This is a genomic window from Mesorhizobium sp. M0195, from assembly GCF_040322115.1.
Taxonomy (GTDB): Bacteria; Pseudomonadota; Alphaproteobacteria; order Rhizobiales; family Rhizobiaceae; genus Mesorhizobium.
Window position 1 is genome coordinate 51,440 of the sequence record NZ_JAMYSV010000011.1, and the last position, 19,197, is coordinate 70,636.

The window sequence follows — 19,197 nt, forward strand, 5'->3', positions numbered from 1 at the left end:
CAACGCAGGCCTCAATGATGCCGCCACGCTAAATTCGCCTCTGGCTACGCAACCGGCCCAGTCTCGGGCGGATGGCGAACGCGTAAGTAAGAATGTGCTGGCTCGCAATTTTCATGACTGATGGGCGAAGAATTTGCATGGCATCTTGGATCGTCGCTCGCCATGACTGCTGGTGGAATCTGCAGGGAATACGAGCAACCCGCAGCGCCCGTAACAAAGTTTCGGGGCGAGGGAGGTGTTTACGATCCTGAATTAGATTCCAGTTAAGCTCTTTGACAGCAAGAGTTACTTGATCAACTTCGTCAAAATTCTTAGTTGTAGTGATGCTCGGGTGATTGGTCGCGTCGTAGAAAATCAAGCCGTCATTTATCGCGACCATGTCTCCGTGGCATGCCAGGTCAACAAAGAACAGCTGGTCGACTCCGGCCGGGATAGAATTGTGCGCGCGCATCAGGCAACCCGCGTGAATGACGTCGCGGTTGATCAACAGCGTCGACGGGATGATCCCGAGGCTCCGCGTCGTACGGACCAGATAGAGGTCCGTTAGGCATTGCTGGCTCGAGTAGACGGAGATCCGTTGTCGCCCTTGCGGTGGCAATCGGAATTTCATCCGATCGTCTTCAATTATATTCGCGGCACAGGTCATGAATGCAGCCGAGGGATGCTTGGTGGAAACCTCGGCAAAGGTCTTGAGTGCGCCTGGGGCGAGCCAGTCATCGTCATGGAGCAGCTTGATCCATTTTCCGACGCAAGCGAGCATGGCGTTGTTGGTATTCTCGACCTGACCCCGGCCCCGACCGTTCTCGACAATTCGGATGCGAGGCTCGGTCCGTGCATACTCGGCCACGATTGCCCAGGTCGCTCCCTCTCGGCCCTCGTCGTCGCTGACGACCAGCTCCCAACTGGCGAAATCTTGACTCAGAATGCTATCCATCGCCCGGCGGATCGTGTCCGGTCGGCGAAAGGTCGGGATGGCAACTGAAATGAAAGGGCGCAGTCGCGAAGCATCAGCGCGATGATGTTGGTCAACCACATCGGTCGTTGGAAGCTGATCAAGCTGCGAGTGCTTCATGGTGTTTTTCCCTCGAGATGATGACTCTGCTTTGGTATGGCGGCTCCCGATGGTTCGACGTAGTGGCGGAGAAGATACAGAGAAGCCGCCGTTTTCAGTGCAAACCCGACGGCGCCGCCGGCCGCCATCAGATAAATGACTTTGAGTGGTTCCCAACCTGCCTCAGCACCGGCGAGCAGCGGGCCAAATACAAGCGCCGTCCGCGCGCCGTCGACGAGAAGTCGTACCTCTTGCCGCCGCAGGAGAGCCGGGACATCTTGAAGCGGTGTCGACAACGCCTGCGTGGCACCCATGAACGCCAGCGCGGTCATAATGTCTGCGGCGGGAACCCAGGGCGCGCCCAAGAGGGGAACGACGATATATGGCGCGGCCAGGCCAAGCGCTAATATTGGCAATGCGGTGAGGCCGGCTGAAAGCATCAAGAGGCCGTGCGCGGTGCCGAGCAAATGGGCGCGACTGCTGGTTTTGTTCGCCTCAGATACAAAAACATTGCTAAGCGGGTTGGCGATCAGCGTGACGGGTGCAGTCACCAGCCGTGACGCAACTCCCAGGTAGCCGGCAAAAGCGGCGCCAAACAGCGAACCAACGAGTATTGCGGGAAGATTGATGATGGCAAAACTCGCTAGGGCCGACGGAATGTCAAACAATGGAAACTTGTATTCTCGCCTGGCGACTACAAAGACGGTCCGCCACGGCGCTCGGGCGATGCCGCCTATGTCCTTCCTGCTCAGAATCCGAGAGCCGAGGATTCCGATGAAGATGAATTGGCTCAGGATATGAGCATGCACCATCGCGTCGCCTCCGAAATGGGCGAGCCCAAAAGTTAGTTGCAGCAGGGCCATGGTCACCGGCAAAATCAGGCGGCCGAGGGCGAAGTCGCGTAGCAGGCCTACGCGCAGACTCCAGCAGTTCATTGCTTCGACGAGGCCGGCACCCCCCATCCCAAGTGGAACGAGCCAGGCGAGGTGGCCAACTCGCGCTGGAGCGATGCTCGCCCACAGCAGTCCTGCCGCAAAGGCCAAGACACTCGTCACCATGACAGCCAGGAGAATGAGCTTAACGGTCACGTATGCCTGCGCACTGTCCTTGACCCCATAAAGCGAGGCCTCGAAACGCAATGCTGCGATCGCACCGAGGATGTTTACGATCGACAGGTAAATCGTGAAGATCCCGAAATCTGCCGGGGAATAGAGCCGGGCCAAAACGGGAATGGCGGCGACCAGGGTCAGCTGGCCGGCAATCGCCATGGCCGAAACGCCTCCTGCCGCGCGAAGAATACCGCCGATCGGGCTTGGAGGAACACGGGTGATTATTTTCTCGACCGTAGGAACCGTCCTGGATCTCAGAAAGTAGCTTTGGGACATGAGCTCGCGATTCCGAGGAGGCAAAAATGCGGTCGAATAGAGCTTACGATGGGGCCTGAACGTCACCATCATCCATCTGAATGACATTGTTCGGCAGAACGCGGATGCGGCGAATTCTTTGTGCTCCGTGCCAAGTACAAGTTCAGTCTCCGAATCGAGATCGCTCATTGGAACTGCCCGCGATAAGCTGATTTGCGCGAGGATCGCGCGGGGCATCGATGACCGGAAAATGTCGTCGTGACGCTGTGCGGCATCAGCTGATCTTTTGACCAGACCAGCAGCCCGACAGGATAACAGACGCGTGGATCCGTCGCTCCGACAAGGCGCGGATCACACGGTGGCCTCTACATGCACCAACGTTTGTTGCCGTATGCTGGTCGCGGCATCCCTTCCATGAAAGTCCCGGTACCATTCGACAAAGCGTTGCACTCCGTCCTCAAGCCGCGTCGTCGGGGCGAAGCCGACGGCCTTGCGAAGATCGCTGACGTCGGCGCGTGTCTCTAAAACGTCGCCAGGCGGCAACGGCACATCCACGCGAAGCGCCCGGCAGCCAAGGGCGGTCTCGATGATCGAAATGAGCCGGTTGATCTCCTCGGGCCAGTCGTTGCCGATGTTGTAGACGCGATGCGGCGCGGAACTTGTAGCAGGATCGGCGGTGAAGGGGTCCCAATGCGGATCGGGCCGCGGCGGTGCAGCCAGTGCTCGAACCACGCCCTCAGCGATATCGTCGATATAGGTGAAGTCTCGCCACACGCGGCCGGCATTGGCTACTTCGATTGGATTCCCCTCGATAATCGCACGCGTGAACATATAGACCGCCATATCGGGCCTGCCCCAGGGGCCATAAACGGTGAAGAAGCGCAGTCCAGTCATAGGTAAGCCGAACAAGTGACTGTATGAGTGCGCCATGAATTCGTTTGAACGCTTGGTTGCGGCGTACAGACTGACAGGATGATCGGCGCCGTGATGCTCGGAAAACGGTATGGTTCGATTTGAGCCGTAGACGGAGCTCGAAGAGGCATAGACGAGGTGACTAACGCCGAAGTGCCGACAGCCCTCAAGAACGTTGAGAAAGGCTATTATGTTCGATTGCAGATAGGCATGCGGGTCAACTAGTGAATGTCGCACGCCGGCCTGAGCCGCGAGATGCACAACGTTTGAAGGTCGAACTTCTGAAAACAGCAACTGGACACGCGCCGCATCCGCCAGATCAATTCGCATCGGAGTGAAGCCCGACTCGGTACAGAGGCGCGCAAATCGCGCTTCCTTGAGTCGTGGATCGTAGTAGGGGGAGAAATTGTCGACGCCGATGACTTCGACACCCAGACGCAAAAGCCGCAAAGCGACGTGAAAACCAATGAAGCCTGCCGCGCCGGTGACGACGATCGGTCCGGTCCGTGCCAGTCTCTTCACCGCGCGGTCCGAACGCGATCGAGCGATTTCCACCTTCTCCGCTGCGGCAAGAACAGACTCGCTGCCTAGATCGTTGTCCAACTTGTCGCCTTTCGAATCCGTTCGACAGTACCGAATGGCCGGTCCGGGATTGCGGCTTCCGTCATGCGGTGCACGACCTGCCAAGTCATGACACTCCAACTTGCGCCGTCTGAATCCCCGGGCGGATGCCGACGTCCGGCGATGGTATCCAGTGGCCTGCCTCTACGGCAGGACCGAAATGCGGCCAAGAAGGGCCACCAGTTCCGCCTGGCGTTTTGTTTCGGTCTTGGCGAACAGCGAGGCAAGCTGGGAACGGATCGTGGTGCGGCTGAGGCGCCAGCTGCGAGCGATCTCCAAAGGAGCGTCGCCCTGAGCCAGGCGCAAGGCGAGGTGCGTTTCTGCGCTCGTCAGGCCAAACATTCTTTGCAACGTGCGAGGATTTGGCCCAGATCTGTTATCCCGATCCAGCAACGCCACAATGCTCGTTCCGTCGGGAGCGATAACGCCGTTCTCGTTCAGAATCACCGGACGGTCGCCTCTGCTGCGGATCACCACCCAGGATAGTGAGCCCGGCAGGAATTGACCCGGAACATTTGCGATCAGCCGCCTTAGGGCGGTCGTAAGCCCGCTCGCCGTGTCGGCCGCTTCCCCCTGGCGCTCAAGCGTGGTTTGGGCGGCTGCGTTCCACTCGACCACCTTTCTCTCGCGATTCAGCACGAGATAGCCACAGCCAATGCGATCAAGCACGCCGGTTATGGATTCCAGACTGCGGCCTTTTTGTTCGCCGAACCTTGCGTCCAATAGATCCGATGCGCGATCGGCAAGGTGACCAGAAGAGGGCCGCGTATTCCGCGCTTCAAAATCATACCTGGTCCTCGTAGCAATGTACCGATTGCTCGAAGAAGCATTGACCTGTCTATCGATCAGATTCATTTTCTACCCCTAACCCAAAGTTTCACACGCCCGAAATAAGTATTCGGGATTCATGTAGTCTTCTATGTGTCGCTGGATTCTAGTCTTCTATGCGCTGACGGATAATATGTTCATCGCCACCTTGAAAAACTTAATATGATCCGACAGTTCTAAGGCAGCTCTTAGGCCCCGCTGCGTCCGATAAAATGCGCGCTATGATAGCGGTATGGCAATCCGGCAGTGGTACTAAGCTGTACGTTTTTTGCTCTAGTCTCGACGGGCTAGTCAGAAGGTTGTAGTCTGTGTCCATGAGCTCGCAGTCGCGCAGGTCGAATTCGAACCCGTCGGGCAGATTGCTAACTCATATTGCCTCTGCATCGGTGTTAGCTGCCACACTGATATTTGAAATCAAATCGTCAGCCTATATTGGGCAAGGCGCCAGTTTTCTGGAATTTATTCCGGCTATTATTATTATCGCCTATCTCGAAGACCGCGTGGCAGCGCTTGCTGCGACCATTCTGATGGTGACTGTCGGCCTGTGGGCGCGAGGACACGATCACATTTCAAATGGAGATTGGGCACGCGCAATCCTGCTTCTGGTTTCGGGCGGGGTAATTGCCATGACGTTCCATCGCCTTCGGCAGGACTTGCGTGAGTTGCTGGAAGTCGCGGAGGCCAGGCTAGCTGCCGTCGAAGCGACAGAAAGCCGCTATCGTTGGGCCTTCGAACGTGCTGCCCTGGGATTCGCGAACACCAACGAGAAAGGTGAGTTGCTTCAGTCCAACAAACGCCTTTGCGAGATGACCGGGTACAAGGAGGAGGAGCTTGCCCAATTGCGGCTCGATACGCTCGCCCATCCGAACGACCGGCATACCTTGGCGCAATTGTTGGCAAGGCTGGGCAATGACATCTCTTCGTTCGTTTCCGAGGTCCGTCTGTTAAGAAAGGACGGTATGGCATTCTGGGCTCGGCTAACGCTTTCTTCGTCCGTGCCCAAGGGGGGACTCTCGGAGAGCATCTTCGTGGTGGTCGACGATATTTCGGAACGACGCGCTGTTCACGAAGCGCTTCGGGCTCAGAAGGAATGGCTGGACCTCGCTCTGTCTGCTGGACGCTTGGGCACGTGGCGCATCGACCTTAAAGACGGGACAGTCACGGGCTCGGACACGTTCTGGGACATTCTCGGCCTGGCCCAGGCCAATAGCCGCAGTTTGGAGGAACTGTCAGCTGTCGTCCATCCGGCGGACTGGCCAAAGCTGGCGGCATCGAGAAAGGCCGCACCATCGGTCACGAATTACGATGTTGAGATACGTGTCCGCCGACCGGACGGACATATCCGCTGGGTTGCGCTGCGCGGAAGGGAGGAAAGACATGATGATGGTGGACAGCGGCTTGGAGTGGCTGCCGACCTGAGCGAGAGACGACAAACCACGCTGCTGCGTGCCGCGGCAAAGAAGCGGGAGCGCATCATGCTCGAACAGCGTCATAGATTCGGCAATGTTTTCGCGGTGATCACGGCGCTCGTGAAGATGGTCGATGTTCCCGGAAACAACGTCGCCAAATACAAGGAAATGCTGATCGATCGGATACGCGCGCTCGAGGCAACCCATTTGCTTCTTTCACGCAACGGCAGCGTATCGGGGGCGATAAACGATCTCGTTGCGCAAGAGTTGCACCCTTATATGGGGACACGCGCCATATCGGTCAGCGGTCCGTCCGTGGCGATATCGGGAGGCGCCGCCGAGAGTTTTGCAATGATCGTTCACGAGCTTGCCACCAATTCCATGAAATACGGAGCGCTTGGCGATTCAAAAGGCCGGATCGACGTAAGCTGGACGTTCGCAGCTGAAGACACAGGCAGCGATGTCGTGTTCGAGTGGGTGGAATCGGGGCGGCGGCGGACCTCAAGTGTAGTCCGTCATGGGTTCGGTTCCATGATAATCGGAGTGGATGGAGCGCCGCTTGTCGGTCACTCTCCCAGGCTGGAAATATCGGACCAAGGGTTGCGGTATTCGCTGCGGCTGTCGCGCAAGGAAATCGGATTGTAGTGCAGTGCTACAATCGGAAGCAGATATCTAAAGGCGGGTGGCGCTGAGCGGCCTTTGAGATGGGCAGTGTTCTTTCCAAGAATGTCGTTGGCCCAAAGCTGCGCCGTGGCTTTGGGATATGCAGTAATATGCGTGAGGAGTCATGGGATGCCGTTGCACGTCCAAAAGGACGCGCGGCGCTCTAGCTGGCATGTCTCGAAAGCCAAGTCTTCAGCATAACGGCAGCCTCGGTCCGATTGCGTACCCCCAATTCACGCAGAACCGCAGCAGCGTGGATTTTCGTGGTCGCCTCCGCGATTTCCAGATCGCGCGCAATTTCCTTGTTTGAATAGCCTTCCGCCATCAGCTTGAGGACTTCCTTTTGCCTCGAGGTCAGCCTGCCAAGGTTGACGCCAGCGGTACGTCGCTGTGGGCCCTTCTCGGAGTGGGTATGCGCGTGGGTTGCTTGCGTTGCACCCGAGCGTGACAGAAGTGCGGGAACATAGATGCGCCCGGAGAGGATTTCATTGACGGCCAAAACAACCTCTTCGTCCGTCTGCGACTTTACGATGTAACCGTGAAGCCCGATCGACAGAGCCGTGAGTATTTCCGAGCGTGAATCGTTACCGGAAACGATCGCAAATCGCGTATCCGGATAGGCGGACAGGATCCCGCCGAGCACTTCTTGATTGAACAGGCCTGGCATATTCAGATCCAGGATCGCGAGATCCACGAACGATTGCTCCGCCAGCAAACTGAGCACCGCGTCGAAACAAGACGCTTCAAATATCTCTACACCTGGAATGCCTGCGGTCAGTGCCAATCGCAAGCCGCGACGATACAAGCCGTGATCGTCGGCGATGACGATTCGATACATTGAACTACCCCAACGCGTATCTGAATGGATTGAACGGTAATGGGCCTGAAGTCGTAGCCATTCACTCGTCGATTCATCCAGCCGACGCCGCGGCACCCCCAACACCACAAACGCCGAATTTCTAATATAATCTTAAATAACGGGAAACGCTCCTCTTTTTTTTGCCCCTTGTGAGCGAACCCGCCGAACGTCGTCGAACATACGTTCTGACCTTTTGGAAAGCTGACAGACCGGCTGGTCGTTCAGCACTGCCATAGATCCAAAGATATAGAACAGCAAAACGGCCGAATTGTTACCATTCGAATGCACGACGACATCCACCCCGACGGCCACATACCATCCAGATGCAATGTCCGGATCAGGGATCGGCGGGGAAATCTCACCGGTCTTCTACGGGAAATCTCACCGGTTCTTCGGAGGGGCAAAGAACGTGTTTCCCGGGTGCTGACCAAGGCAGGATAGCCGGCCCGTGACGATAGCGTTCAGGCCGAATGAACAAGGGAGGACCAGGATGAAAGCGGTGATTCAATGTGGAGGAATGGGAACACGCCTCCGCCCCTTCACATCGGTCTTGCCGAAGCCGCTCATGCCGATCGGCGCACGGCCGGTTCTCGAGATGCTTCTGAAATGGTTGCGACGCAACGGTATTCAGGAAGTCTATATTACAACCGGGTATCTCGGCCACTTGATCCGCACCGTGTGTGGAGATGGCTCGCAGTGGAACCTGAAGATTCGATATACGCAGGAGATGGAGCCGCTTGGCACCATCGGGCCACTGTCTTTGATCAGGGATGAACTGACGGAGCCGTTTATCGTTCTCAATGGCGACGTCCTTACGGATCTAAGCCTCAGTCGATTTGTAGCAGCGCACCGTAAGCACACCGATCCGGTGACGATCGCAACAGCCTGTCGTCTGATCAAGATGGATTTCGGCGTCATCGACGAAGTCGACAATACCGTGCAGGTCTTTCGCGAGAAGCCGACCCTCTCGCATCTGGTCAGCATGGGAATTTACTGCATGAACCCGGACGTTCTGCAGTTTATCCCATCCGGCATACCCTTTGGATTCGACGACCTGATGCTGCAGATGATGCAGAACGGCACAACCGTGCACGTTTACAAGCATGAGGGTCTCTGGCTCGATATCGGGCGCGTCGACGACTTCCAGAACGCACAGACCATTTCCTGGGAAGACCAGTCGGCCTCGATCGAGGTCACCGCGACGGCTGCATGATGAAGTCACGAGCTCGGTTCCCACAATTATCAGTCTAGGAGGTTGTGATGCTCTTGGTCAGTGCCCCGATCCTGGGTGTGCCGGAAAAGACTGCTTTGACCAAGGTCATCGACAGCGGCTGGCTGACGATGGGGGAGCAGGTACGAGCCTTCGAACAAGCTTTTGCCGACGTCCATGGTGCGGAGGATTGCGTCGCGGTCGGTTCTTGTACGGCAGCGCTTCATCTCATTTTGCACGCTCTTGGCATCGGACCGGGCGACGAGGTGCTGGTGCCATCCTTGACTTTCGTGGCGACCGCAAATGCGGTCCTCTATGTCGGTGCGACGCCGGTCTTCGTCGACATCGAGTCAGCCGACGTGCCGCTGATGTCGATCGTGGAAGCCGAAGCGAAATGCACGACCCGCACCAAGGCAATCATTCTCGTCCATTTCGCCGGCTATCTCGCCGATCGGGAACAATGGCAGAGGTTCGCCCGTGCCCGGGGGCTGCATATCGTCGAGGACGCGGCGCATGCACCGGGCTTGAAGGAGGTGGGGACATTTGGTGCCGCGGCCGCCTTCAGCTTCTACGGCAACAAGAACATGACCACGGCGGAAGGCGGGGCTGTGATCGCCAGGGATGCCGGTCTGCTCGAGACAATCCGCCAGGCGCGTGGACATGGGATGACCACCGGGACACGTCAAAGGCTGAACAGCCGCACCCCTCAGTATGATGTCACCATGCTCGGATTCAACTATCGCATGGATGAATTGCGGGCTGCGATCGGACTCGTCCAGCTGCAAAATTTGCAGGAGTGGAATGAGATCAGGCGTATCCTGGTCATGCTGTATCGCCGTCTCATAGCCAAGCATTGTCCGGCCGTGACCATCCCGTTCCACGAGCCGCGGACGTCGGCCTACCACATCATGCCTATCCTTTTGCCACGTTACGCCGACAGGCAAGACGTCATCGACGCACTGCGCGCGCAAGGGATACAAACCACTATCCACTACCCGCCGGTGCACCAGATGACGCTCTATCGTGAGCTTATCCCCGATACTCATTTGCCGCGCACCGAAGATTTCGCGCAGCGCGAGCTGACGGTACCGCTGCATCCGCAGGTCACGGCACCTTTGGTCGAAACGGTGGTTGTCGCTCTTGCCGCAGCGGTTAGCGGTTGCGCTCAGACAGGAACAGCCGCATGAATGCCCTGGACCTAGCCATTCACCGGCCTAACGTCTCAAGTGCCGCCCATGGGACTGTGAGACGAGCAATTGATCTCGTCATTGCTGCGGCCGCGGCGATCGTCTTTGCTCCGCTGATGTTGCTGATTGCCGTGGCGCTGCTGCTGGAAGGCGGTCGGCCCATCTTCTTTACGCAGACCCGCGTCGGGGCCGGTGCTCGCCCATTCCGCATGTACAAGTTCCGCAAGTTCAGCGTAAAATGCGATCCCGGTGGCTTGGCGCTGACCATGGCCGATGACAGCCGCATGACGCCGGTAGGACGGTTCCTCGCCGTCACCAAGTTCGACGAGCTGCCGCAGCTTTGGAACGTCTTCAGGGGCGAGATGGCAATCGTCGGGCCGCGCCCGGAGAGCCTTGTCTTCGCCGATTGTTTTCGCGGGGGCTTCGAGGGTATTTTACAATACAAGCCAGGCTTGCTTGGTCCAGCCCAGGTTCTCTTCCGGAATGAAGCGCATTTTTATCCGCGATCCGTGGACCCGTTACTGTTCTACCGCGAGGTCTTGTTTCCGGCCAAAGCCAGGCTTGACCTTTCCTATTATCCGCAACGCACGATCGTCTCCGATGTCGTCTGGATGGTGCGCGGCCTGCTGGCGGTGCTTGGCGTCGTTTCGCCGCCGCCGATCGGAACTTGAGAGCAGGTGGGACATCGGCGCTCTCGTGGATTTGCAAAGTCAGTGCCTCACGTCATAGGGGGAACGCTTGGGTCATGGCATACAAGGGCAGGAAAGTTCTGGTTACGGGTGCCGATGGGTTCATCGGTTCGCATCTCACCGAGGCGCTCGTCCGTAGCGGTGCCGACGTCACCGCGGTGGCTCTCTACAATTCCTTCGACAGCCACGGCTGGCTGGACGATTTACCGGACACTATACGAAGCCAGTTGAACCTCATCCGCGGCGATGTTCGCGACAGCGCGTTCGTTAATCGGATCGTGCGCGGCCAGGCGGTCGTGTTTCATCTCGCCGCACTGATCGCTATCCCGTATTCGTATGCCGCCGCCCAGTCCTATGTGGAAACCAACATCCTGGGCACGGTCAACGTCCTCGAAGCGGCGCGCCAATGGGAGACTGAGCGTGTGGTGCACACCTCGACAAGCGAGGTTTATGGCACCGCGCTGACAATGCCTATCAGCGAGTCCCACCCATTGCAGGGACAGTCACCGTATTCGGCATCCAAGATCGGTGCGGACATGATGGCGGAGTCCTACGCCAGATCGTTCGACATTCCCGTGGTTATCATGCGGCCCTTCAATACGTACGGCCCACGCCAAAGTGAGCGGGCCATCGTACCGACCATCATACGTCAGGCTCTCGATAAAAAATGCCCTGCGATCATGGTGGGAGACACAAGCCCGATCCGCGACCTTACTTTCGTGGAAGACACCGCGGCGGCGTTTTTGACCGCAGGTTCGGCCGAGCTCGAATTTGGCCATGCCTACAACGCCGGAAGCCAGCGCGCTGTGACGATCTCGGACATATTGGATCTGGTGATCGAGTTGAGTGGCTGCAAGAAACCAATTCACCGCGACGAGCGCCGGCTGCGGCCGCAGAATTCCGAGGTGCGTGCCTTGCTGGCCGATTCTTCGCTCCTCGAAAGCAAGACTGGATGGCGCGCCCAGACCAGCCTGCGCGAAGGCTTGGAGCGGACCATCGGATGGTGGCAAGGGCGCCTCAGCGAAGGCCGGGTGCGACACGAAATGGGCTACATGACATGACCTTTCGCCCGCGTGGGTTGGCTCCGCTGTTGATTGCGGCTGCCTTGTCGTTGGATTTGTCCACGGCCAGCGGCCGGCAAGACAGCGCGCCGACACAGTTTGTCGCGCCAGTGATGATGGATCTGCCCGATTATCTTCAACCCGCGACGGATCCAGCCTTCGGGACAGTTTTCATGCGCATCACCAAGCCTGGCGCTCTTGGCAATGGCGTCGTATGCGAGAAGAAATTTTGCAGCCACCGTTATTCCAGCTCCCAGGCATGGAATTCAGACCAGAGCCTCCTCGTCATCACCAACGGCTGCAATGGCATGTGCTTTTTCGACGGGCACACCTATGTCCCGCTTTTCCGTCGCGCTCGATCGGCTGAATGCGAATGGCATCCGCAAAATCCCGATCTGATGATTTGCGTTCAGGACCGGAAAATTTCGACCTGGGCGCCACGGACCAATCGCGAAGACGTGCTGTTCGTGTCGCCGAATTACCATGATCTTCAGTTCGGTCCGTCCAAAGGCAATCCTAGCCGCGACGGCGATCGCATAGCAGTGCGCGCGATCCGTGGGGATGGTGCGATGGTTGCCTTTGCCTATGATCTCAAGCAGCGCCGGAAATTTCCTGACATCGATCTTGCCCAGCTTGCCGGAACGGTCAGCGCCTGCTCGATCTCCCCGCTGGGAGCGAACATCCTGTGCTTTCAGAACGTGAACGAAGACACAGAACAGCGAGCTATTTTCTCCGTCGACGGGACGTTGCGGCAGAGGTGGACGGACCATCATCGGCCCGGCCATGGCGATATGACGGTCGATGACGACGGTAGCGAAGTTTTCGTGGGCATCAGCAAATCCGACCCTGACAAATATCACGTCATCAAAAGGAGACTGATCGACGGGAAGGTCACCTCGCTTATGAAATTTGGCGAAGCGGAGCATGCGTCCGCGCGGGCACTGGACAGGAGCGGCTGGGTGTTCGTGAGCTATGGCGGCAATCCCGATGAGATATCTGCCAATCGCGACTGGGCGCCATATGCGCGAGAGGTGATCGCGCTGCGCCTCGACGGCAGCGGTGAGGTTCGACGAGTTACGCAAACCCACAACGTCTCGTCCGACTATTGGAGCGAAACCCATGCCTCGCCGTCCCCCGACGGCTCACAGGTGATCTGGTCGAGCAACTGGGGCGTGCCTGGCGGGCCAGTCTACGAATTCATCACCCGTCTCGATTGGCCGGAAGAGTCGCGGTCGAACCAGAAGGAGATTGCCGCCAATGGTCCTCGTTAATCGAATCCTTCTTGTCGTGCTCGGCATGCTAGCCGCGATGGAAACGGCCGCTGCGGCGGAAGCACGGGTTCCTTATCGACTTTCCGCCGGCGATACCGTCGAGATAGGAATTGCCTCCATCTCTGAGCGAACGCAACGTGCGGTGGTCCAGATGGACGGCACGATCGCGCTTCCCGAAGTCGGGATGGTTTCGGTTGGCGGCCTGACTCCGGCCGAACTGCAGACACGCATGCAGACGATCTTGCCAACCAAGATATTCCACCAGCGGCTGCCTGACGGGCGGGAGCAAATGATCGTCATCAAGCCGACAGACGTGACCGCCGTGGTTGCAGAGTACAGGCCGATCTATGTGACTGGCGACGTGCTCACTCCCGGACAGCAGGCCTATCGCCCGCTGATGACCGTGCGGCAGGCGATTGCCGTGTCAGGTGGCTTCAGCCTTTTGCGGTCCCGGGCAAACCAGGTTGGCCCCGATCCGGTGGATCTGCGGCGCGATTATGAGTCGCTTTGGGGGGAATACACGAGAGACTATTTTCACAGCGCCCGTCTCCGCGCCGAACTTCAGGGTAAGTCGACTTTCGACATGCAGCCACCACAAGGGTCGCCCTTGTCGGCAGGTTTTGCGTCGGCGATCGCGCAGGCCGAAGCAGAAGGGCTGAAGCTCTCGTTGGACAATTTCCAGAAAGAGCAGAGCTTTCTCGACAAAAGTGGCAAGGATGCTGCAGCGCAAACCGAGACCTTGCTCGAGCGCGAGCGGGCCGAAGCGGATGGGGTGAAGGCGGACGAAGACGAACTGGCGCGCGTAAGGAAAGCGTTTGAGTCGGGAAATCTAACCAATACCCGGCTCGCCGACGTCCGGCGCGCTTTGGTGCTCTCTTCCAGCCGGGCACTCGAAACCTCGGTTGAACTTATGAGAGCACGACGTCAGCAGGACGATTTTGCCAGACAGCGCGAACGCAATGACAACCAAAGAAGGATCGGTCTGCTGACCGAGCTGAAGGATACCAACGTGCGCCTTGCCGATGTTAGCGCAAGACTTCGCGCCGCCAGCCAGAAGTTGCAGCCCACGGGAGCGGCCGCCCTGCCGTTGCCGGTTGCCGGCGAAAGGATCCAGGCCGAGGTTACGATCATTCGCAAGCTCGGCGAAGAATGGCGGAAACAGCTTGCCCAAGAAGACACCGAGGTCATGCCGGGAGACACGATCGAGGTCAGGTTCAGCAGCGCTCTCGAAAATGCGGCGACCCGATGAACCGGCCGGGCTGCCGGTTGAGAGTGTGGCAGCCCCCTTACTGCCTGAAGGCCCTGGAGAACTGGTCGGTAAGAGGCTTCATCAAGTAGGACCAGACACTGCGCTCGTCGGTTCTTATGTGGACTTCGGCGGGCATGCCAGGTTTGAGTATTTTCTCTCCAGTCAGGCAGGTCGCTTCATTCTCGACGTCGATGCGAGCCGAAAAATAGGAAAGCTGGCGTTGCTGATCCTTGATCAGATCCGCTGAGACGCGCTTGACCGAGCCTTCGCAAGCAGGTGTGGTGCCGGCGTCGAACGCCGGAAAGCGGATCGATACCTGCTGTCCGGGATGAATCTCATCGATACGCGACGGAGGAATGGAAGCGTCGACAACAAGGTTGTCGGAATCGGGCACAATCATCATGAGCACCTCTCCGGCGCCAATTACGCCTCCGACGGTGTGGACCGAGGATTCTTGTACCGTGCCCGACTGCGGGGCACGAATGTCTGTCCTGCCGAGTTCGTCTTCGGCCACCACCTTGCGCTCACTGAGTTCGGTCTGCTTGGCTTCCGTTTCGCGAAGTTCGTTGGTCACGTCGCTCCGCATTTGTTCGTCGAGCTGAAGCACCTGCAGGTCCGTTTCACTGATGTGAGCCTGTACCTCCGCTATCGCCGCGACAAGGCGTCCCGATTCGCCGCGAGTCCGGGTCTTCTCCAGGCTGACATTGCTCAACCTCTCCTTGGACACCAACTTCTTTGCATAGAGAGATTCGACATCTGCAAGGTTCTTGGTCAGCAGATCCAGAGACTCGTCGGTCGCAGACTGCTGCGATTTGAGGCCATCGATCTGACGTTCCAGCTGCTTCGAGCGGCTTTGCAATTGGGCTTTCTGGCCAGCCAGCGCCGCAGCACGGCTTTCAAACAAGGCACGCTCGCCACTGACAAGTGCCGCCACTTGCGGATCACCCATTTGAGCGCGAAGGTCGGGCGGGATCTGCATTTCCGGCAGACCCTGGCGCTCGGCCTCCAGTCGGGCCAGACGAATGGTGGCGCGATTGAGGTCCTCGGTGATTATCTGCAGGTTTGCTCGGGTCAAGGTGTTGTCCAGCCTGACCAACACGTCGCCGGCCTTCACATGATCGCCGTCCTGCGCGAAGATTCCGCCGATGGTGCCGCCGGTTTGATGCTGCACTTTTTTTATGTTGCTTTCGACCACCACAGTCGCAGGCGCAATCACCGCGCCGGCAATCTTGGTCAATCCCAACCAGAGCCCTCCGCCAAAGACCAACAGCAAGCTGGTTGCCAGGCCCAGGAGCAGATTGGCCCGGATGCCATCCGGATCTGGCTTCGTCTCCAACGAACGGCTCTCACCGCCGGCGGCGACGTATGACGACACGGTAACAGTGGAGCGATACCTCGCATATGCTCGGCCGCACCTTTGCGCGGCGGAACGACAATTTGTTGCCAGGCTCCGGACCAGATTACCCCAGGGTAGATTGGCTCGAATGCCATCCGACTCCGGCTTCGCCCCGGTCGGCTGGCCTTCGCCGCCAACCGCAGCATATGACGACATGGTCACGTTAGACACTAAGCAATACCTCACGCATGCCCGCTTGCACCGTGCTGCAGCGGAACGACAATGTTTGGCTTGTCCGGACGCGGGAAGGGCCGGACCACATTTGCCAGAACGTCTTCGCGCGAGCCGAACGAATGGAGCATCCCGTTCGACAGGACGAGTACCTGATCGATGTTGACGAGAGCGGAGGGGCGATGCGCAACGACGATCACGATACCGCCGCGCTGACGCACAGCCAGGATTGCGCCGGCCAAAGCAGCATCGCCGTCTGCGTCCAGATTGGAATTTGGTTCGTCAAGAACGACGAGGAAGGGATCGCCGTAAAGTGCCCTGGCAAGCCCGACGAGCTGCCTCTGCCCAGCCGAAAGGGCCGCGCCGCCTTCTCCGATGCGTGTTTGAAAACCCTGCGGAAGACGCATGATCATCTTGTCCACGCCCGCAGCCTTGGCAGCTGCCAGCACGCCTTTTGCGTCGCTTTTGCCACCGAACCTCGAAATGTTATCGGCGATCGTCCCGTCGAACAGCTCAACGTCCTGTGGCAGGTAGCCAATATGAATGCCGAGCAGTTCTGAGTTCCACTGATCGAGCGAGGCGCCGTCCAATCTTACCGTGCCACGAAGCGGCTTCCACGCCCCGACCAAAGCGCGCACGAGCGTGGTCTTGCCGGAGCCGCTCGGGCCGACGACCGCCAACCCTGCGCCTCTTGCCAAGCGGAAGCTTACATTGAAGATGGTTGGCTTCTGCAGGCTTGGTGGCGCGACAGTCAAATCTTCGACCGCAAGCTCCGCCTTTGGGCGCGGCAGTTCCATTGTCTCTTGCTGGCTAACAAAGGCATCCAGCGCTGCCGCCAGCTCGGAATAGCTCTTGCGGGTTGCCAGAAACCCTCTCCAGTTTGCGATGGCCACATCGACCGGCGCTAGTGAGCGGCCCAGCAAAATGGACGATGCAATGATCACGCCGGGCGAGGCCTCGCCCCCGATCACAAGGTAGGCACCAAGCCCCAGCACACATGATTGCAAGGCCATTCGCAGCGTCTTCGACAGTGAGCTCGCTGCGCCGACGACGTCCGAAAGCCGTTCCTGGTTCTTCAGATAAAGATGACTGACCTCGTTCCAGCGCCGGCTAAGCGGAGCAGACAGGCCCATCGCCTGAACGACCTCTGCATTGCGGCGGCCGGAATCGGCCAGCAGCCGCTGCGCGACGAGTGTTTCAGATGCACGAGCCGCAGGTTTGCGGCCGATGATCTCGGCAACCACCGTCAAAAAAACAACGGCGCATGCACCGAGCGTTGCCAGCACGCCAAGGGCGGGGTGCAGCAGATAGATGACCACCATATAAAATGGTATCCAGGGAGCATCGAATAAGACCGTCGGCCCCAGCCCGGAAAGAAAGCCACGTAGCTGGTCCAGATCACGAAGCGGGTGTATCCGGTTCGCATCCGGCCCGGCGACCAGGGGCAGGGAAAGCGAGGCTGCAAACGCCTTTTGCTGCAGATTTTTATGCAGGCGGCTGCCGATGCGGACCAACAGGCGAAGCCTCACGAAATCGAGGAGCCCATAGGCCGCGTAAAGTCCCAGCATCCCGACGGTAAATCCGATAAGAGTCGGCACGCTCTGCGAAGGCAGCACGCGGTCGTAGACCTGGAGCATGTAGACGGAGCCGGTCAAGGCGAGGATATTTATCAATGCGGAGAAAACGCCTACGCCGACGAGGCCGTGCACACAGCCAAACATTGCGGAGCGTAGATCGAGCGAGCGCTCTTTGGTCGACTTCATGATGCGCGCTCGTTGACGCGAAATTGCCGCGCAATCTCGTCGATTCTTTCGATGAGGGACAAACTTTAACCTTCCGGGAAGCAGCAGCTCCGCCCCGCTGCTGGAACATTACGAATTGCTTACATATGTGCCTTCTTTGATTAAAATGTAGCAAAATCGTGACGCCAGGCTGAGAATTCGGCAACTGGCTCGCCAGCCTGGGGATAACCGGCTCGAGTAAGGAGATATTCCTAATCATGACACGGCGCAGAAGCTTATGGTCATCTTTGTAGCATCAGGGCTTCAAAGCGTCTGAGGCGGGATTGGGTTTTGATTTTGTCGATCGAGAGTTAAGCGGTTTTAAGATACACTTTATCGGTGCGCCATTGTCGGCCACCAACGCCGGATAAAACGGGAGGTGAGTGTCGTGAGCGAAGAGATCAATGTCGCCGATGCCTATGGCAGGGGCCGCAGCACCTTCATGGGACTGCAGCTGCTCGTCTCGCCCGGTGCGCTTGTTCCTCGACCGGAAACGGAACTGCTCGGCAACGCCGCTCTCGATGTTCTGAGCCAACTGAACTTGCCGGTACCTCGCGTTGTCGACATGTGCTGTGGGGCGGGCAATCTGGCATGCGCCATCGCGCACCACGCCCCCACCGCGCGCGTGTGGGCAAGCGATCTTACCGACGGATGCGTGCAGGTCGCGCGCCGCAACGTCATCCATCTTGATATGGAGGAGCGGGTAACAGTGCTTCAGGGCGACTTGTTCAGCGCCTTCTCCGGCCTGGAGCTTGACGGGACGATCGATGTGGTCGTTTGCAACCCGCCCTACATTTCGGAAAAACGGCTCGAGGGCGACCGTTCGCATCTGGTCGAACTCGAGCCGCGTGAAGCATTCGCAGCCGGCCCCTACGGCCTGAGCATCCACATGCGGGTGCTGAAGGAGGCGCCGCGTTATTTGCGGCGCGGAGGCATCCTGCTTTTCGAGGTCGGCCTTGGCCAGGACCGGCAGGTCATGAGTTTGCTCGAGCGTTCCAAGGTCTATGAGAGTATCCGGGCAGTCACCAATCCAGCCGGCGAGGGCCGGGTGGTTGTGGCACATACAAAGGCGCAGGCATAAGCGCCACAGTCGCGGCAGGCTTCAGACGCGCTGTCGCGGCTTAAAACAGCCGGGGATTTGAAACAGAGCTGCGGGCTTTCGGCAATCAGTTTCTCTTGCGCATGACGTATCGCGCAATTCCCTGGATGGAATCGAGGTTCTCGGGCAGCAGCTCGCTGTCTTCGACCGTGATGCCGAAGGTCTCCTCGATGAAGCCGATAACCTCGAGCACCCCCGTCGAGTCCACGATGCCCTGGTCGAGAAGCGAGGTGTCGCTCTCCAGACTGTCCGGATCGGCTATATAGAAATTCGAGGCCAGGAAAGCGCGAATTTGTTCACTGAAGGTATCGGTTCTATCCTTGGTAGATAACATTGATTTCGCCTCCGGTACAAAAGATGAATGCTGATCAACTTC

16 protein-coding genes are annotated in these 19,197 nt (G+C 58.4%); 8 read left to right on the forward strand and 8 right to left on the reverse strand.

Going from position 1 to position 19,197, the window contains the following annotated elements:
• Positions 1–28: 28 nt before the first annotated feature.
• The 4 genes from NKJ12_RS20705 to NKJ12_RS20720 form a co-directional block, all read right to left on the reverse strand.
• Positions 29–1,072 (reverse strand): glycosyltransferase family 2 protein, encoded by a 1,044-nt coding sequence (locus NKJ12_RS20705; protein ID WP_352704731.1) that lies wholly within the window; start codon positions 1,070–1,072, stop codon positions 29–31.
• Entirely contained in the window at positions 1,069–2,604 is a 1,536-nt protein-coding gene (locus tag NKJ12_RS20710; protein ID WP_352704733.1) for a lipopolysaccharide biosynthesis protein, read from the reverse strand. Before NKJ12_RS20710 ends, NKJ12_RS20705 begins: the two co-directional genes overlap by 4 nt.
• A 162-nt stretch (positions 2,605–2,766) precedes the next feature.
• Positions 2,767–3,849 (reverse strand): NAD-dependent epimerase/dehydratase family protein, encoded by a 1,083-nt coding sequence (locus tag NKJ12_RS20715; protein WP_352689632.1) that lies wholly within the window; start codon positions 3,847–3,849, stop codon positions 2,767–2,769.
• A 243-nt stretch (positions 3,850–4,092) separates the two neighbouring features.
• Positions 4,093–4,803 (reverse strand): helix-turn-helix transcriptional regulator, encoded by a 711-nt coding sequence (locus NKJ12_RS20720; RefSeq protein WP_352507238.1) that lies wholly within the window; start codon positions 4,801–4,803, stop codon positions 4,093–4,095.
• A 287-nt stretch (positions 4,804–5,090) separates the two neighbouring features.
• Here NKJ12_RS20720 and NKJ12_RS20725 point away from each other — a divergent pair, with 287 nt between their 5' ends.
• Positions 5,091–6,830, forward strand: coding sequence for a PAS domain S-box protein (locus tag NKJ12_RS20725; protein WP_352507237.1), 1,740 nt, complete (start codon positions 5,091–5,093; stop codon positions 6,828–6,830).
• Between the two features lie 181 nt (positions 6,831–7,011).
• Here NKJ12_RS20725 and NKJ12_RS20730 read toward each other — a convergent pair whose 3' ends face one another.
• Positions 7,012–7,686 (reverse strand): LuxR C-terminal-related transcriptional regulator, encoded by a 675-nt coding sequence (locus NKJ12_RS20730; RefSeq protein WP_352480474.1) that lies wholly within the window; start codon positions 7,684–7,686, stop codon positions 7,012–7,014.
• A gap of 511 nt (positions 7,687–8,197) precedes the next feature.
• Here NKJ12_RS20730 and NKJ12_RS20735 point away from each other — a divergent pair.
• From NKJ12_RS20735 to NKJ12_RS20760, 6 genes are all read left to right on the forward strand, one after another.
• A complete protein-coding gene (locus NKJ12_RS20735) occupies positions 8,198–8,920 on the forward strand; it encodes a nucleotidyltransferase family protein (RefSeq protein WP_023675619.1) in 723 nt (240 codons plus the stop codon).
• A gap of 47 nt (positions 8,921–8,967) precedes the next feature.
• Complete coding sequence (locus tag NKJ12_RS20740; RefSeq protein WP_352480475.1) at positions 8,968–10,104, forward strand: DegT/DnrJ/EryC1/StrS family aminotransferase; 1,137 nt, start codon at positions 8,968–8,970, stop codon at positions 10,102–10,104.
• Positions 10,101–10,775, forward strand: coding sequence for a sugar transferase (locus NKJ12_RS20745; protein ID WP_352704735.1), 675 nt, complete (start codon positions 10,101–10,103; stop codon positions 10,773–10,775). The genes NKJ12_RS20740 and NKJ12_RS20745 overlap by 4 nt, the downstream gene beginning before the upstream one ends.
• Positions 10,776–10,849: 74 nt before the next feature.
• Positions 10,850–11,854 carry an SDR family NAD(P)-dependent oxidoreductase gene (locus tag NKJ12_RS20750; protein ID WP_352480477.1) on the forward strand — a complete coding sequence of 335 codons (1,005 nt, stop codon included), beginning with the start codon at positions 10,850–10,852 and terminating at the stop codon, positions 11,852–11,854.
• Positions 11,851–13,125: a hypothetical protein gene (locus tag NKJ12_RS20755; RefSeq protein ID WP_352704736.1), complete on the forward strand. Its 1,275-nt coding sequence runs from the start codon at positions 11,851–11,853 to the stop codon at positions 13,123–13,125. The genes NKJ12_RS20750 and NKJ12_RS20755 overlap by 4 nt, the downstream gene beginning before the upstream one ends.
• Positions 13,112–14,374, forward strand: coding sequence for a polysaccharide biosynthesis/export family protein (locus tag NKJ12_RS20760; protein ID WP_352704738.1), 1,263 nt, complete (start codon positions 13,112–13,114; stop codon positions 14,372–14,374). The genes NKJ12_RS20755 and NKJ12_RS20760 overlap by 14 nt, the downstream gene beginning before the upstream one ends.
• A gap of 37 nt (positions 14,375–14,411) precedes the next feature.
• On the opposite strand, the gene NKJ12_RS20765 is transcribed toward NKJ12_RS20760, so the two are convergent.
• Together NKJ12_RS20765 and NKJ12_RS20770 are read right to left on the reverse strand one after the other, a co-directional pair.
• The gene (locus NKJ12_RS20765; protein WP_352507233.1) at positions 14,412–15,710 is read right to left on the reverse strand and encodes an HlyD family type I secretion periplasmic adaptor subunit; all 1,299 of its coding nucleotides are present in this window, start codon (positions 15,708–15,710) and stop codon (positions 14,412–14,414) included.
• A gap of 242 nt (positions 15,711–15,952) precedes the next feature.
• A complete protein-coding gene (locus NKJ12_RS20770) occupies positions 15,953–17,704 on the reverse strand; it encodes a type I secretion system permease/ATPase (RefSeq protein ID WP_352507232.1) in 1,752 nt (583 codons plus the stop codon).
• 406 nt (positions 17,705–18,110) lie between these two features.
• Here NKJ12_RS20770 and NKJ12_RS20775 point away from each other — a divergent pair, with 406 nt between their 5' ends.
• The gene (locus NKJ12_RS20775) at positions 18,111–18,803 is read left to right on the forward strand and encodes a N5-glutamine methyltransferase family protein (RefSeq protein ID WP_352480482.1); all 693 of its coding nucleotides are present in this window, start codon (positions 18,111–18,113) and stop codon (positions 18,801–18,803) included.
• Positions 18,804–18,888: 85 nt separating this feature from the next.
• Here NKJ12_RS20775 and NKJ12_RS20780 read toward each other — a convergent pair whose 3' ends face one another.
• Positions 18,889–19,155, reverse strand: a complete 267-nt coding sequence (locus NKJ12_RS20780; protein WP_254819389.1) for an acyl carrier protein — start codon at positions 19,153–19,155, stop codon at positions 18,889–18,891.
• Between the last annotated feature and the right edge of the window lie 42 nt (positions 19,156–19,197).